This window comes from Paracoccus fistulariae, assembly GCF_028553785.1.
GTDB lineage: Bacteria > Pseudomonadota > Alphaproteobacteria > Rhodobacterales > Rhodobacteraceae > Paracoccus > Paracoccus fistulariae.
The window spans coordinates 1625530-1641509 of record NZ_CP067136.1; the positions used below are offsets into that span (position 1 = coordinate 1625530).

16 protein-coding genes are annotated in these 15980 nt (G+C 63.0%); 9 read left to right on the forward strand and 7 right to left on the reverse strand.

Features of this window, described 5'->3' with window-relative positions:
• Positions 1 to 7: 7 nt before the first annotated feature.
• Together JHX87_RS07995 and JHX87_RS08000 are read left to right on the forward strand one after the other, a co-directional pair.
• Positions 8 to 727: an exopolysaccharide biosynthesis protein gene (locus JHX87_RS07995; RefSeq protein WP_271885784.1), complete on the forward strand. Its 720-nt coding sequence runs from the start codon at positions 8 to 10 to the stop codon at positions 725 to 727.
• Between the two features lie 51 nt (positions 728 to 778).
• The gene (locus JHX87_RS08000) at positions 779 to 2068 is read left to right on the forward strand and encodes a hemolysin family protein (RefSeq protein WP_271885782.1); all 1290 of its coding nucleotides are present in this window, start codon (positions 779 to 781) and stop codon (positions 2066 to 2068) included.
• Between the two features lie 32 nt (positions 2069 to 2100).
• Here the strand turns inward: JHX87_RS08000 and JHX87_RS08005 are convergent, their stop codons facing one another.
• A complete protein-coding gene (locus JHX87_RS08005) occupies positions 2101 to 2907 on the reverse strand; it encodes a pyrroline-5-carboxylate reductase family protein (protein WP_271885780.1) in 807 nt (268 codons plus the stop codon).
• Positions 2904 to 3548, reverse strand: coding sequence for a TetR/AcrR family transcriptional regulator (locus JHX87_RS08010; RefSeq protein ID WP_271886079.1), 645 nt, complete (start codon positions 3546 to 3548; stop codon positions 2904 to 2906). Before JHX87_RS08010 ends, JHX87_RS08005 begins: the two co-directional genes overlap by 4 nt.
• A 122-nt stretch (positions 3549 to 3670) precedes the next feature.
• Here JHX87_RS08010 and JHX87_RS08015 point away from each other — a divergent pair, with 122 nt between their 5' ends.
• On the forward strand, positions 3671 to 5707 hold the full coding sequence (locus tag JHX87_RS08015; RefSeq protein WP_271885778.1) for an NADH:flavin oxidoreductase: 2037 nt from the start codon (positions 3671 to 3673) through the stop codon (positions 5705 to 5707).
• A gap of 91 nt (positions 5708 to 5798) precedes the next feature.
• Here the strand turns inward: JHX87_RS08015 and JHX87_RS08020 are convergent, their stop codons facing one another.
• The 5 genes from JHX87_RS08020 to JHX87_RS08040 form a co-directional block, all read right to left on the reverse strand.
• Entirely contained in the window at positions 5799 to 6776 is a 978-nt protein-coding gene (locus JHX87_RS08020) for a zinc-binding dehydrogenase (RefSeq protein ID WP_271885776.1), read from the reverse strand.
• A gap of 15 nt (positions 6777 to 6791) precedes the next feature.
• Positions 6792 to 7199: an organic hydroperoxide resistance protein gene (locus JHX87_RS08025; protein ID WP_271885774.1), complete on the reverse strand. Its 408-nt coding sequence runs from the start codon at positions 7197 to 7199 to the stop codon at positions 6792 to 6794.
• The gene (locus JHX87_RS08030) at positions 7196 to 7834 is read right to left on the reverse strand and encodes a TetR/AcrR family transcriptional regulator (RefSeq protein ID WP_271885772.1); all 639 of its coding nucleotides are present in this window, start codon (positions 7832 to 7834) and stop codon (positions 7196 to 7198) included. The genes JHX87_RS08025 and JHX87_RS08030 overlap by 4 nt, the downstream gene beginning before the upstream one ends.
• A gap of 72 nt (positions 7835 to 7906) precedes the next feature.
• On the reverse strand, positions 7907 to 8272 hold the full coding sequence (locus JHX87_RS08035; RefSeq protein WP_271885770.1) for a DUF983 domain-containing protein: 366 nt from the start codon (positions 8270 to 8272) through the stop codon (positions 7907 to 7909).
• Between the two features lie 88 nt (positions 8273 to 8360).
• Positions 8361 to 9428 (reverse strand): ornithine cyclodeaminase, encoded by a 1068-nt coding sequence (locus JHX87_RS08040; RefSeq protein WP_271885767.1) that lies wholly within the window; start codon positions 9426 to 9428, stop codon positions 8361 to 8363.
• Positions 9429 to 9836: 408 nt separating this feature from the next.
• Between JHX87_RS08040 and JHX87_RS08045 the strand changes: the two genes are divergently transcribed.
• The 6 genes from JHX87_RS08045 to JHX87_RS08070 all read left to right on the forward strand — a co-directional run bounded on the left by JHX87_RS08045 (position 9837) and on the right by JHX87_RS08070 (position 15976).
• Positions 9837 to 11069, forward strand: coding sequence for an ABC transporter substrate-binding protein (locus JHX87_RS08045; RefSeq protein ID WP_271885765.1), 1233 nt, complete (start codon positions 9837 to 9839; stop codon positions 11067 to 11069).
• 100 nt (positions 11070 to 11169) lie between these two features.
• Positions 11170 to 12057 (forward strand): carbohydrate ABC transporter permease, encoded by an 888-nt coding sequence (locus tag JHX87_RS08050; RefSeq protein WP_271885763.1) that lies wholly within the window; start codon positions 11170 to 11172, stop codon positions 12055 to 12057.
• 22 nt (positions 12058 to 12079) lie between these two features.
• Entirely contained in the window at positions 12080 to 12964 is an 885-nt protein-coding gene (locus tag JHX87_RS08055) for a carbohydrate ABC transporter permease (protein ID WP_271886077.1), read from the forward strand.
• A gap of 15 nt (positions 12965 to 12979) precedes the next feature.
• Positions 12980 to 14056 (forward strand): ABC transporter ATP-binding protein, encoded by a 1077-nt coding sequence (locus tag JHX87_RS08060; RefSeq protein ID WP_271886075.1) that lies wholly within the window; start codon positions 12980 to 12982, stop codon positions 14054 to 14056.
• 39 nt (positions 14057 to 14095) lie between these two features.
• Entirely contained in the window at positions 14096 to 14839 is a 744-nt protein-coding gene (locus JHX87_RS08065) for a sugar phosphate isomerase/epimerase family protein (RefSeq protein WP_271885761.1), read from the forward strand.
• A 15-nt stretch (positions 14840 to 14854) separates the two neighbouring features.
• On the forward strand, positions 14855 to 15976 hold the full coding sequence (locus tag JHX87_RS08070; protein ID WP_271885759.1) for a Gfo/Idh/MocA family protein: 1122 nt from the start codon (positions 14855 to 14857) through the stop codon (positions 15974 to 15976).
• Positions 15977 to 15980: the final 4 nt, after the last annotated feature.

A 15980-nucleotide genomic window follows, 5' to 3' on the forward strand; every position in this document is an offset into this window, starting at 1 on the left:
CGCGACGATGCAGGACAAAGATTGCCAGGCCGGGACGGCCCCGCCCACGGGGTCCGATCAGGACAAGCCTGACGAAAGCGGCGCCGAAGAGGACCGAAGTCAGCCATCACCCGACGGCCCCAGACGCCGCAAGAAACTGTCCGAAGTGCTGGCCGAGATTGCCGCAGATGACAGCCGCGAACGGATCTCTGTCTCTGACCTGATGGAAGAGACACGCTTGCGGGCCTCGGGCGCGCTGATCCTTCTGTTCGCGCTGCCCAATGCGCTGCCAGCCCCGCCAGGCACCTCGGCCATATTGGGCCTGCCGCTGCTGTATCTGTGCATCCAGATGGCGCTTGGCCGGACGCCGTGGCTGCCGAAATTCATCCGCGACCGGTCGCTGGCGCGCGACGATTTCGTGGCCCTTCTGGGCCGGATGGGACCGATCCTGCAACGTGCCGAACGCTATCTCAGGCCCCGGCTGTTGCCGCTGACCACGCGGTCTGCGGAACGCCTTCTTGGCGGTTTTTGTGCCTTTCTGGCGCTGCTGGTCGCGCTGCCCATCCCCCTGGGCAACATGCTGCCCGCGCTGGCCATCAGCATCATCGCCATCGGCATGGTCGAACGCGACGGTGCGTGGATCATCGCCGGGCTTTGCGTGGGCATAGCCTCGATCATCCTTGTCTGGGGGGTGCTGGTGGTTCTTGTCAAAAGCACAGCATACCTTCTTACTCAGGCATTTAGCTGATATGCACGGCCTGAAAGCTTTCTTTATGTCCCCTTATCCAACCTTCGAGCCATGATCCTAGAAATTGCAATTGTCCTTCTTCTGACCATGTTCAATGGCCTTCTGGCGATGTCCGAACTGGCCATCGTCTCGGCCCGCCCGGCGCGGCTGAAGGTGATGGCGGAACAGGGCAATCGGGGCGCACAGATCGCCTTGGAACTGGGGGCAGAGCCGGGGCGCTTTCTGTCCAGCGTCCAGATCGGCATCACCATGGTGGGCGTGCTGTCGGGCGCATTTTCGGGCGCGACACTGGGCAACCGGGTGGCCGCCGCGCTGATCGATGCGGGGATGTCGGCCACGATGGCCCAGACCCTGGCCGTCGGCGGCGTGGTTGTGGTGATCACCTATCTGTCGCTGATCATCGGTGAACTGGTCCCGAAACAGATCGCGCTGCGGTCACCCGAAGGTGTGGCTGCGCGGGTGGCGCCGATCATCCTGTGGATCTCTCGCATCGCGGCGCCGATCGTCTGGGTGCTGGACAAGTCGGGCAAGGCGGTACTGCGCCTGCTGGGGCAATCGGGGGAAACCGACCGTTCGATCACCGATGAGGAAATCAAGGTCGTCATTTCCGAGGCCCGTCTGGCCGGCGTGATCGAGGATGCCGAGCGGGACATGATTGCGGGCGTGATGCGCATCGCCGACCGCACGGCGCGCGGGCTGATGACGCCGCGCCATGAGGTCGAGACGGTCGATGTCGGGGCCTCGCTGTCTGCGGTGGCCGAGGATTTCAAGAAATTCGACCGCTCGCGCCTTCTGGTGCGCGACGGATCGGATGATGAGATCATCGGCATCCTGACCAGCCAGGACCTGCTGGGTCACACGGATGAGGACACGCCCGATCTTCGCGATCTGGTGCAGCCGGTGCCGGTGATCCGCGAGGGGCTGCCCGCGCTGAACGTGATCGAACAGTTGAAGACCACGCCATCCCGGATGCTGCTGGTCTTTGACGAATATGGCCATTTCGAGGGGGTGGTGACCTCGATGGACGTGCTGGAGGCGATTGCGGGCGATTTCCCGGAACCCGGCGATGACGAGCCAAAGGCCGTTACCCGCGAAGATGGCAGCATGCTGGTCGCAGGCTGGATGCCTGCCGATGAATTTGCGGACATGATCGGGCTGAACCTGCCAGAGGATCGCGGCTATGAATCCGTCGCCGGTCTGGTGCTGGAACATGCGGGCATCCTGCCCGAGCTGGGATCGGTCTTCACCATCGGCAACTGGCGGGTCGAGGTCGTGGATATGGATGGCCGCCGCATCGACAAGATCCTGATCTCGCGTGAGGCGGAACCGGCATCGGAATAGGCGCTCGCCCGCTCCGACCCAGCCCGGCCCGGCTATTCGCGCGACATGGCGTTGACCCGGTCGATCCCGGCCGTCACGGCGGCGCGAACCGCGTCCTGAAATCCGGCATCCTGCGCCGCCGACAGCGCCGCGGCGGTGGTGCCGCCGTAATCGATGTAATCCGCGACAAGCTGCGTGGCGCCCTCGATCTGCCCCGCCATCATGGCGGGCGCGTCGCAGATCATCGCCTCGACCGATTTTCGCGCAATGTCTTCTGGCAGACCGTGATCGCGTGCCGCCTGCAACAGCGCATCGGCCAGCAGCGCGGCATAGGCCGGACCGGCACCCGACAGGATCGTAGCCGCTGCCAGATCCTCTTCCCGTGGCAAGGCATCCGCATCACCCACCGATGACAGGATCGCGGCGACAATGTCCCGGTCGCGCGCCGTGACGTCCGGGGTAGGAAACCAGGGCGAATAGGACCGACCGATCCCCGCCGCCGCATTGGGCAGCGCCCTGACGATCCGCTCTGCGCCCGTGCTGTCGGCGATTTCGGCGCAGGACACACCGGCCATGAAGGACAGCACCAGCCGGTCCCGGCAATCCAGCGCCATCTGCCGGAAATCCTGCGGCAGGACCGACAGGATCACGATATCCGCCCTGCCCGCCGCTACAGCCGGATCGGTGCTCCACTCCAGATCCGGCCAATCGTCATAGGCCGGATGCGCGCCTGACCGATTGGCCGCGATCAGATGGCCCGGCGCGACAACGCCCTGTCGCAGCATCGCGGGCCCGAAGGCGCGACCCAGCCATCCCGAAGCGCCAATCAGCGCGACCCTGTCCTGTCCGATATCACTCATTCCTTCCCCTCCACATCATTGACCCCATGCCGCGCGTGAAACCGCGCCAGATCCCGCGCGCTTGGCACCTGCCCGGTATAGGTTTTCACATAGGCCGGGATCCGCGCCATCCGCACCGGCAGCGTTTCCTGTACCTGCATCGAGATATAGCCGATCTGGACCAGATAGACGGTCCGCGCGCGCACATCCGCCTCGTCCGGATCAAGATCGAAACGCAGGAACATCTGCCTGATGGCGTCCAGCCGTTGCGCATCCGCCGCCGCGACCCGCGCCATCACCGCATCGGATTGCAGCGCCCAGCCGCGAATGGCGAAATCAAGGCGGGGATCGAAATCTTCGTCCCGCAAAAAGACGCTCAGCAGGTTCAGGATCGCCTCGGGCAAAGTCTCGGCATAGGCGGCGCAGGCCTGGGTCAGCGCCCCGGTATTGGTCGCGTCCCAATCGGCCAGCAGCGCGTCCAGAATCGCGGCCCGATCCTTGAAGAACCAATAGAAGCTGGTGCGCGACAGGTTCAGCCGCGTCGCCAATGGCTGGATCTTGACCGCATCAATCCCGCCCTCCAGCAGCGCGGCGCGGGCCGCCTCCAGCCAAAGGTGACGCGATCCGCGCCAGCCCGTCTCTTTCTCGTCGCGATCAGCCATCTGCATGGCCACAGCCTAACCGCGCGCACACGACGCCTCAATATAAATCGACATTGGTGAACCTAAACTTGACATAACTGAACATTTCTGCCCTGCTGACGGGAAGCCAACAGGAGGTTGTGATGTCGAATGATCCTCTTCTGCAGCCATATCAGCTGAAACATCTGCGGCTGAAGAACCGGCTGATGCTGACCAGCCATGAACCCGCCTATCCCGAAGACGGCATGCCCAAGGATCGCTATCGCGCCTATCACGTGGAACGGGCGCGGGCGGGGATTGCGCTGACCATGACGGCAGGATCGGCCTCGGTCTCTCGCGACAGCCCGCCGGTCTTCAACAATATCCTGGCTTGGCAGGATGAGGTCGTCGGCTGGATGAAGCGCCTGACGGATGAATGCCACGATCACGGCTGCGCGGTGATGATCCAGCTGACCCATCTGGGCCGGCGCACCCGCTGGGACAAGGGGGACTGGCTGCCGGTCGTCTCGGCCAGCCATGCCCGCGAACCGGCGCATCGCGCCTTTCCCAAGCGGGTCGAGGACTGGGACATTGCCCGGATCATCACCGATTACGCCGATGCGGCGGAACGCATGCAGGCGGCCGGGCTGGACGGGATCGAGATCGAGGCTTACGGCCATCTGATGGATCAGTTCTGGTCGCCGCTGACCAATGATCTTGAGGGGCCCTATGGCGGATCGCTGGACAATCGCCTGCGCTTTACCTTCGACACCCTGCGGGCGATCCGCGACCGCGTCGGGCCGGATTTCATTGTGGGCATCCGCTATACCGGCGACGAGGTTCTGCCCGGTGGATTGACGCGAGAGGACGGCTTGCAGATCTCTGGCCGCCTGAAGGATAGCGGTCTGGTCGATTTCCTGAATATCATTCGCGGCCATATCGACACCGATGCCGGGCTGACCGACGTGATCCCGGTGCAGGGCATGCGCAGCGCCCCGCATCTGGATTTCGCCGGAGAGATCCGCGCCGCGACCCGTTTTCCCACCTTCCACGCCGCCAAGATCCAGGATGTCGCGACCGCGCGCCATGCCATTGCCAGCGGCAAGCTGGACATGGTCGGCATGACCCGCGCCCATATTGCCGATCCCCATATCGTCGCCAAGATCCTGCGCGGCGAGGAAGACCGCATCCGCCCCTGCGTCGGCGCGAATTACTGTCTGGACCGCATCTATCAGGGCGGCATGGCGCTGTGCCTGCACAACCCCGCCACGGGACGAGAGCTTGAGCAGCCGCATATCATCCCCCGGACTGACACCCCGCGACGAATCGTGATCGTGGGGGCAGGTCCGGCGGGGCTTGAAGCCGCGCGCGTCTGTGCCGAACGCGGCCATGAGGTGATCCTGCACGAGGCCGCCTCTGAACCCGGCGGTCAGGTCCGACTGACCGCCCGGACGCCGCGCCGCCAGGATATGTATCAGCTGATCCAGTGGCGCCTTGATGAATGTCAGCGCATGGGCGTGCGGTTCCACTTCAACAGCCTGGCCGAGCCCGACACCGTGCAGGCCGAAGCGCCGGATGCGGTGATCGTCGCGACGGGCGGGCTGCCTGCGACCGATGGTCTGGCCACGGGCCACGATCTGGCCGTCACCGGGTGGGATATCCTGTCAGGCGATGTGCGGCCGGGTGCCGATGTCCTGATCTATGACGATGCGGGCGATTACGTGGCGCTGCAGGCCGCCGAGAAGATCGCCGCCACCGGTGCGAGGGTGGAGATCGTCACCCGCGACCGCAGTTTCGCGCCCGAGGTCATGGCAATGTCGCTGACCCCGGCCATGCGGGAACTGCAACGACGCGACTGCCGCTTTACCGTGACCTGGCGTCTGGACGCGGTGCGGCGCGAGGGCAATCGGTTGATCGCGACGCTGGGCAGCGATTACGGCGACATGACGCAGGAACGGACGGTCGATCAGGTGGTGCTCAATCAGGGGACGCGGCCGCTGGATGACCTCTATTTCGATCTGCGCCCGGCCTCGACCAATCTGGGAGAGGTCGATTACGAGGCGCTGATCCGGGGCGATCCGCAGCGCCTGATCGGAAATCGCGACGGCGCCTTTCAGCTTTTCCGGATCGGCGATGCGGTCTCTGCAAGAAATACCCATGCCGCGATCTATGACGCGCTGCGTCTGGCCAAGGCGCTGTAGGAAAACGCCATCCGTGTGGCGCCGGCTTGCTGAATGCCAGCGCGGATCCACATTCGGAACAGGGCTGCGGCGCTGGCCGCAGCCCATGCCATTACGGGCGCAACAGAACCTTGCCCGCCTTGCCCGGCGTCAGAGAGGCGCGCATGGCATCGGCGACCTGATCCAGACCAAAGACGCCCTCGACCGGCAGGTTCAGCGTGCCATTGGCCACAAGGGTCACGATCTCTGTCAGCAGCGCCACCCGCTTCTCGGGCGCCATTTGCGCAATGACGGTGCTGCCCCAGAACCCCTTCACGGTCGCCTGCTTGAAGATCAGATCGCCCGAAGGGATCTGCATCGGCGCGCCCTCCATGCTGCCAAAGCTGACCAGAAGGCCGTTTTCCCCCAGCAGCCCGACCAGATCGCCGCTGGCCTGACCGCCGATGGAATCCACCGCCGCGCGGATCGGGGCGTCGCCGGTGATCTGACGCACGCGATCCTTCCAGCCCTCGCTTGCGGTCGAGACGACATTGTCGATGCCTAGCTGCGACATCTCTTCGACACCCGCATCGCGGCGGACCAGCCCGATGACATTGACGCCGCGCGACTTGGCCAGCGTGAACAGCATCTTGCCCACGGCACCGTTGGCCGCATTCTGGATCACCCAATCCCCGGATTGGACATTCAGGAAATCCAGCAGGCAGATGGCGCTGAAGGGCATCGCGATCAGCTGCGCGGCAGATTCGTCCGAAATCGCGTCCGGCACCGGCAACAGCCCGCCCGCAGGGGCAATGAAATATTCCGCCCAGGAGCCGTGGACGCTGGCCGTCGCCACCCGCTGGCCGACCTGAAAGCCCGTCACATCGGGGCCAAGCGCGTCGATGATGCCGACCCCTTCACTGCCGCCAATGGCGGGCAGTTCCGGCTTGTAGCCATAGCTGCCGCGGACGGTCCAGATATCGTGATTGTGGATCGGCGACAGGATCGTTCTGATCCGCACCTTGCCGGGACCCGGTTCGGGAATGGGGGCCTCTTCCATCGCAAGGACATGGGCCGGTTCACCGAATTTGTGATGCATTGCGCTGCGCATGTTCATCTCCGGCATTCAGGCGGCGGTGACGTGCAGGCGCACATCGACATTGCCGCGGGTGGCATTGGAATAGGGGCAGACCTGATGCGTGGCCTCGATCAGCTTCTGTGCCTCGTCCCGGCTGATGCCGCTGGTCTCGACATGGATGTCGATATCCAGCGCATAGCCGCCCTCGGCACGCTGACCGATCCCGACCTCGACCGAGGTCTTGCTGGTTGTGTCCAGCTTCATCTGCTGGGCCACCAGCGACAGGGCGCTGTCGAAACAGGCGGCATAGCCGAGCGCGAAAAGCTGTTCGGGATTGGTGCCGCTCTTGTCAGTGCCGGGCTGCGCCAGGTCGAAGCCCAGCGAGCCGTCATCCAGTTCCGTACGGCCCGAGCGGCCTCCGGTCGCGGTGGCACGGGTCTTGTAGAAAATCTTCATCGACTATTCCTTTCGGGCATATCGCCAACCTCGCAGGCCAGCAGGTGTTCCGTGGCCACCACCGCCCGCCGCATCGGTTGATCCGTGCGGGTCAGTTTGGACAGCAGCGCCGCCCCCAGCCACATCTGATACAGACATTGCGCCAGCGCCCCGGCCTCGGCCCCTGCGGGCAGCGAACCATCGGCACGGCCCTGGGTGATCAGCGCCGCGATCCGCGCGACCAGCCTGTCGGTCGCATGGGTCAGCACCAGCCGCATGTCTTCGGACAGATCGGCAACCTCGGCGGCAAGCTTGACCACCAGACAGCCTTCGGCCCAGCCCGCAGCCGCCGGGTCATCCGGGTCGGCGATCCAGGCCTGCCAATAGCGCATCAGGCGGTCGCGCGCCGTTCCGGGCCGGTCCAGCAGGACATTCAGCCGGTCCGCATAGCGCGCCACGTAATCGGTCAGAAGTGCCGCCCCGAATGCCTCTTTCGACGGGAAATAGTGGTAGAAAGAGCCCTTCGGCACGCCAGAGCTGCGCAGGATTTCCTGCAAGCCCAGACCGGCAAAGCCCTTGTTCAACACCAGCGCATAGCCCGTATCCAGGATATGCTGCCGTGTCGCCTGGGCCTTGGGTGTCAGTTCTGTCTGCATCATAGCGACAAAAATAGACCGGTCGTCTAGCGGATCAAGGCAGGGTCGTTCGAAATTCGGAATGACGTGGGGTCAGGCCCCGCGATCCTTTTCGTGATTGGCCCAGAGATAGCCGACAAAGGCGCCCTTCACATAGCGCAGCAGCGCCAGCGTCAGCACGGTGATCAGCACCCCGATGACCAGCGACAGGGTGACAGGATCGGGGCGGAACAGCACCCATCCGAATCCAATGATCGGGATCAGCAGCAGCATGACGATGGTGATGGTGAAAAAGGCCGGGCCATCCGCCGCAGGATATTCGCCCAAAGGCTCGCCACAGCTGTCGCATTTGCTGACGACCTGCAGATAGCCGTCGAACATCCGCCCCTTGCCGCATTTCGGACAGCGGTTCATCGCGCCCAGTCGCGCGGCGGTCTTCACGTTCCGAACCTCTGTCATGATCGGCAAGCCCCTTGGTCAAATCGAATATCACTATCGCGCGGACGTAAATCAGAGGCCGAGCATAGCGGACATGAGTTAAAATGTCTCAGGCGGCGTCCATGCTTTTGCCAAAGCGCTCGATCATGCCGAACAGGTCGCGGGGATCGTCGGGATCGGCCAGCAGGTCCAGCTTCTGGAAGCTGTCGCTTTGACGGACCAACTCGTTGATATAGCGCAGGGCGCTGAAATCCTCGGTCGCGAAGCCCACGGAATCGAACAGGGTGATCTGACGCGCGCTGGTGCGGCCCTTGGTCGCGCCGGTCACCACCTGCCAGAATTCGGTGACGGGGTGATCTTCGGGCAATTGCTGAATCTCACCCTCGATCCGGGTCTGGGGCGGATATTCCACGAAGATGTCCGAGCGGGTCAGGATGTCGCGGTGCAATTCGGTCTTGCCGGGGCAGTCACCGCCAATGGCGTTGATATGGACGCCCGCGCCGACCATGTTGTCGGTCAGGATGGTGGCGAATTGCTTGTCGGCGGTGCAGGTGGTGATGATTTCCGCGCCCTCCATCGCCTCTTCCCCGCTTTTGCAGGCAACGACATTCAGGCCCTTGCCCTGCAGGTTACGCACCGCCTTTTCGGTGGCGTTCGGGTCGATGTCATACAGGCGGACATTTTCGATCCCGCAGATCGCCTTGAAGGCCAGGCACTGGAATTCCGACTGCGCGCCATTGCCGATCATGGCCATCGTCTTGGCCCCTTCGGGCATCAGATATTTCGCCACCAGCGCCGATGTGGCCGCCGTGCGCAGCGCCGTCAGCAGGGTCATCTCGGTGATCAGCACCGGATAGCCGGTTTCCACATCCGACAGCACGCCAAAGGCCGTCACCGTCTGCCGGCCCGAGCGGAAATTCTTCGGATGCCCATTCACATATTTGAAGCCATAGCTGCGCCCGTCCGAGGTCGGCATCAGCTCGATCACGCCCTCGGGCGAATGCGCGGCGATGCGGGGGGTCTTGTCGAACTGCTCCCACCGGCGGAAATCCTCTTCGATATATCCGGCCAGCTCGACCAGCATCTTTTCCACGCCCTGCTGCACGATCAACTGCATCATGCCCTCGACACTGACAAAGGGAACAAGGCTCATCGGACCCGGCTTGGGAAGCGACATGATACTCTCCTGTTGGGGCGGCGCATGGGCCGTGTGGCGCGTTCATCAAGATATAGCCCAGAAGCCAGCCCATCCGCCAGCCTGCCGGGACGTCAGGCAGACACCGCCGGATCGCGCAGGACCAGCGATCCGGCGCATGATTCGAGGGGTGACGCAGCGATATGCGCGGGAAACGACGCGAAAGATCAATCTTTTTCTGGCGAATACAGAACCTTACATCGCCAACCCTCGCCTCGCAAAGCAAGCCGCTTGACAAGTAATCCCATCGCTTCAAAGATGCATGTAATGGTTTTCATTGGCAAACCCTCCTGATGGGAAAAAGGGTGCGCCATGACGCAATCAGATGCGATTTGAGGAGATCGCATATCGCAAGGGGCGCCCCATCGCCCCAAGGGAGGGGAAAGACATATGACCAAGACACGGATGATGCTGGCCGCAAGTGCCGCGATCTGTCTGGGCGGCAGCGCCTGGGCCGAAGAGCTGGAGGTGACGCATTGGTGGACCTCGGGCGGGGAAGCGGCGGCGGTGGCGGAATTCGCCAAGGCCTTCGACGCGACCGGCAACAAGTGGATCGACGGCGCCATCGCCGGATCAGGGTCCACCGCGCGCCCGATCATGATCAGCCGCATCACCGGCGGCGATCCCATGGCCGCGACGCAGTTCAACCACGGTCGGCAGGCCGAAGAACTGGTGGATGCGGGGATGATGCGCTCGCTGACCGAACTGGCCGAAGCCGAGGGCTGGGCGGATGTGATCACCGCGCCCTTCCTGCTGGAAAACTGCACGCTGGACGGCGAGCTTTATTGCGTGCCTGTCAATATCCATTCCTGGCAATGGCTGTGGCTGTCGAACAAGGCCTTCGAGGATGCGGGCGTGCCCGTGCCGACCAATTGGGATGAATTCGTCGCCGCAGCGCCCGCGCTGGAAGCGGCGGGCAAGGTGCCGCTGGCCATGGGCAAGCAGGGCTGGCAATCGGGCGGCGCGTTCAACAGCATGGTGCTGTCGCTTGCCGGTCCCGACATTTACATGAAGGTGTTCCAGGATCACGACGCAGAGACGGCTGCCGGGCCGGAAATGGCCAAGGTCTGGGCCGCCGCCGATGCCGCGCGCAAGATGGCGGCAAATTCCAATGTGCAGGACTGGAACCAGGCCACAAACATGGTCATCACCGGTCAGGCCGGCGGGCAGATCATGGGTGACTGGGCACAGGGCGAATTCCAGGTCGCCGGGCAGGTCGCGGGCAAGGATTACACCTGCCTGGCAGGACTGGGCGTGGGCCAGTATCTGTCGGCCAATGGCGATGCCTTCTATTTCCCGAAACTGTCGGATGATGCGAAATCGGAAGCCCAGGGCGAGTTGGCCTCGGTCATGTTCTCGCCCGAGGCGCAGGTGGCCTTCAACCTCAAGAAAGGCTCGGTTCCGGTGCGCAAGGACATCGACCTGGCCGCCGCAAATGACTGCATGAAGAAGGGGCTGGAAATCATCGGCGCGGGCAATATCGTCCCGGGCACGGATGCCCTCATCACCCCCGACACCAATACGCAGCTGGAAGACCTGCATAACCAGTTCTTCAGCGACATGAGCCTGTCGGCCGAGGATGCGCAGGCCCGTTTCGCCCAGATCATCGGCGACGCCTCTTGATCGCCTGCATCGGGCTGCCGTCACCCTGACCGGCAGCCCAACCACGCAACACGTCCCGTCCGTTGCCCCGCGCAATGGCCAACCTGTCCGAGGATGACGCATGTCTCATCGTCCCTCACGTCTGTTTCAGAATCTCAGCGCCAAGGTCGCCGCCATTCCCATGGTTCTGACAGCGATGGTCGTCTTTCTTGGCGGCAGCCTGTGGACGATTGTCTACTCTTTCACCGACTCCAAGATGCTGCCCCGCGAAAGATGGGTGGGGTTCAGCCAATATGACCGGCTGTGGGGCACCGAAAGATGGGTCGTCTCGATCGAGAATCTGGCGATCTATGGCGTTCTGTCGCTGATCTTCAGCCTTGTGATCGGCTTTGTGCTGGCGGCGCTGATGGATCAGAAGATCCGGTTCGAGGACGCCTTTCGCACGATCTTCCTCTATCCCTTTGCGCTGTCCTTCATTGTCACCGGACTGGTCTGGCAATGGCTGCTGAATCCCGATTTCGGCGTGCAAAGCGTGATCCGCGCCCTGGGATTCGACAGCTTCACCTTCGACCCGCTCTATAATGCCGATATCGCGATCTATGGCATCCTGATCGCCGGTCTGTGGCAGGGCACCGGGCTGGTCATGTGTCTGATGCTGGCCGGATTGCGCGGCATTGACGAGGATATCTGGAAAGCCGCGCGGGTTGACGGGATCCCGATGTGGAAAACCTATCTTTTCATCGTCATCCCGATGATGCGCCCTGTTTTCATCACCACGCTGGTCATCATCACGGCAGGCATCGTCAAGCTGTATGATCTGGTCGTGGCGCAGACCGGCGGCGGGCCCGGCATCTCGACCGAGGTGCCCGCAAAATACGTCTATGACATGATGTTCCGGGCGCAGAATCTGGGACAGGGGCTGGCGGCCTCGACCATGATGCTGCTGAGCGTGATCATCATCATCATCCCCTGGGCCTATCTGGAATTCGGAGGAAAGCGCCGTGGCTGATCTGTCCCATCCCGCGTCCCGCATGACCGACGGCCCGCGCGGCCCCCGCCCCAACCGGGCGCTGTCGGGGCGCAATATCATGATCTACGGCACGCTGATCCTGGTGGCGCTGTATTACCTGCTGCCGCTTTACGTGATGGTGGTGACCTCGCTGAAGGGGATGCCGGAAATCCGCATGGGCAATATCTTCGCCCCGCCGATGGAGATCACCTTCGAACCGTGGAAGAAAGCCTGGGCCGAGGCCTGCACCGGGCTGAATTGCGACGGGTTGTCGCGCGGATTTGGCAATTCGATCAGGATCACGGTGCCCTCGGTCCTGCTGTCGATCGCCATCGCCTCGATCAACGGCTACGCGCTGGCGAACTGGAAGTTCAAGGGCGCGGATATCTTCTTTACCATCCTGATCATCGGCGCCTTCATCCCCTATCAGGTGATGCTGTACCCCATCGTGATCCTGCTGCGCGAAGCGGGGCTTTACGGGTCGCTGACCGGGCTGGTCATCGTGCATACGATCTTTGGCATGCCGATCCTGACGCTGCTGTTTCGCAATTACTTCACCTCGGTCCCCGAGGAATTGTTCAAGGCGGCACGGGTCGATGGGGCAGGTTTCTGGGGCATCTATTTCCGCATCATGCTGCCCATGTCGCTGCCGATCTTCGTGGTCGCGATGATCCTGCAGATCACGGGCATCTGGAACGATTTCCTGTTCGGCGTCGTCTATACCCGGCCCGAAAACTACCCGATGACGGTGCAGCTGAACAACATCGTCAACTCGGTTCAGGGCGTCAAGGAATACAACGTCAACATGGCCGCCACGCTGCTGACCGGGCTGGTGCCGCTGATCATCTATTTCATCTCGGGCAAGCTGTTCGTGCGCGGCATCGCGGCCGGCGCGGTCAAGGGCTGAGGGGGCAACATGACTATGGAACCAAGTATCTCGATCCGCAATCTGGACCTCAGCTTCGGTGCGGTGAATGTGCTGAAAGACCTGAACCTGGATATCGGTCAGGGCGAATTTCTGGTCCTGCTGGGATCGTCGGGCTGCGGAAAATCCACGCTGCTGAACTGCATCGCCGGGCTTCTGGAGGTCACCGACGGCCAGATCTTCATCGGCGGGCGCAATGTGACATGGGAAGAGCCCAGCAAGCGCGGCATCGGCATGGTCTTTCAAAGCTATGCGCTTTATCCGCAGATGACGGTCGAGGGGAACCTGACCTTCGGGCTGAAAAACGCAGGCGTCCCCAGGGCCGATATCGAAAAGCGCGTCGCCCGCGCCGCCAGCATCCTGCAGATCGAGCCGCTGCTGAAGCGCAAGCCCGCCGCCCTGTCGGGCGGGCAGCGTCAGCGCGTGGCCATTGGCCGGGCGCTGGTGCGCGATGTGGATGTGTTCCTGTTCGACGAGCCGCTGTCCAATCTGGATGCCAAGCTGCGCGCCGATCTGCGGGTCGAGATCAAGCAGCTTCACCAGAAGCTGGACAATACCATGATCTATGTCACCCATGACCAGATCGAGGCGATGACCTTGGCCGACCGCATCGCCATCATGCGCGGCGGGCTGATCCTGCAACTGGGCACTCCGGATGAGATCTATTCGCGCCCGGTCAACAAATATGTCGCGGAATTCATCGGCTCTCCGGCGATGAATTTCTTTGACGGCCATCTGGATGACAGCGGCTTCAACGCGGGCGATGTGACCTTCACCGTGGATGGCTATGACTTCGCCAATGCCCGCCGCCACGGGCCCGCATGGTTCGGCATCCGGCCCGAACATATCCGCACCGGAGCCGAGGCCGAAGGCCGCGCCGTCCGCATGACCGGACAGGCCGAACTGGTCGAGCCGCTGGGCTCGGACACGCTGGTGCGCCTCAGGGTGGGACAGCGCCTGATCTGGGTGCGCATGGACGGCCGGATCAAGCCCGCCCCGGGCGAGGAATTGCAGATCGGCTTCAACCCCGCACGGGCCTCGATCTTCGACCGGGACAGCGAAGAACGGCTGTAAGCCCAGATCTTTGAAACTTCACTTTAAAGGAATGACATCATGGATATTTCCTTCCAGCTTTATTCGGCGCGCAATTTCACCCCCTGGCCGGATGTGCTGCGCAAGCTGGCAGATCTGGGCTATACGCAGGTCGAAGGCTTCGGCGGCGTCTATGACGACCCGGCGGCGTTCCGGGCGGCGCTGGATCAGGCGGGGCTTTCGATGCCATCGGGACATTTCTCGGTGGAGATGCTGGAAAACGATCTGCCCGCCGCGCTGGATATTGCCAAAACGCTGGGCATCACACGCATCTATTGCCCCTATCTGATGCCCGATCAGCGTCCCCGGGATGCGGCAGGCTGGACCGCTTTTGCCGAACGGCTGGCCGCCATCGGTGCGCAACTGCGCGCAGAGGGCTATCCCTTTGGCTGGCACAACCATGATTTCGAGTTCGAGCCGCTGCCCGATGGCAGCATCCCGATGCAGATCATCCTGGACACCGCGCCGCAGATCGACTGGGAGGCCGATATCGCCTGGATCACCCGGGGTGGCGCCGATCCGATGGGTTGGATCGCCCGGCATGGCGACCGGATCACCGCCGCCCATGTCAAGGATATCGCGCCCGATGGCGACAATACCGATCAGGACGGCTGGGCCGATGTCGGCCATGGCACGATGCCCTGGGCCAAGATCATGGCCGCCCTGCGCGACGCGAACTGCGAGCTTTACGTGGCCGAGCATGACAACCCCTCGGATATCGACCGCTTTGCGCGTCAAAGCATCGCCAGCATCCGCAGCTTCTGACAAGGAACCGCAAGAATGAGCAAGACTTTGGGGATCGGCGTCATTGGCGCCGGCAATATCTCAGCCGCCTATCTGCGCCTTGCACCGCTGTTTCGCGGGATCCAGATGCGCGCCGTGGCCGACCTGAATGCCGAGGCCGCAAAGGCCCGCGCCAAGGAATTCGGCATCCGGGCCGAAACGGTGGACAGCCTTCTGGCGGCCGGGGATATCGACATCGTGGTCAACCTGACCATTCCCGCCGCGCATTACGAGGTCTCGAAAAAGATCCTGCTGGCGGGCAAGCATGTCTATTCCGAAAAGCCCTTCGTCCTGACGCTGGAAGAGGGTCAGGATCTGGACCGGATCGCGGCGGAAAAGGGCCTGCGCATCGGATCGGCGCCGGATACCTTTCTGGGCGGAAGCCATCAGCTTGCGCGGCGGCTGATCGACGATGGTGTCGTCGGCAAGATCACCTCGGGCACCTGTTTCGTGCAAAGCCCGGGGATGGAGATGTGGCATCCGAACCCGGATTTCTTCTTTCAGCCGGGCGGCGGCCCGGTGCTGGATCTGGGTCCGTATTACATCTCGGAAATGGTGCAACTGCTGGGCCCGGTCACGCGTGTCGCCGCGACCAGCGGCATGGCCAGCCCGACCCGGACGATCACGTCGCAACCGCGCTTTGGCGAGGAAATTCCGGTCGATACGCCGACCACCTTCCACGCCATCCTGCAATTCGCCTCGGGCGCGCAGATCGCCTATATCACCAGCTGGGACGTCTGGCATCACGACCACAACAATATCGAGCTTTATGGCCGTGACGGCACGCTTTACATCCCGGACCCGAATTTCTTCGGCGGCGAGCTGCGGATGACCCGCAAGGGCAGCTTTACCACCATCGGACTGGACTGGGATCACCCCTTCATGCAGGAAAACGACAATGGCCACGCCAATTATCGCGCCGCCGGGCTGGCCGATATGGCGCTGGCCATTGTCGAAGATCGCCCGCATCGCTGCAATAACAGCTTTGCCCTGCATGTGGTGGATGTGATGACCGCGATCCTGAAATCCGGCGACAGCGGCGCGTTCGTGCAGATCACCACAAGCTGCGACCGCCCCGAGGCGCTGGACCCCGAACAGGCCCGCGCCCTGCTGGCCTGACACC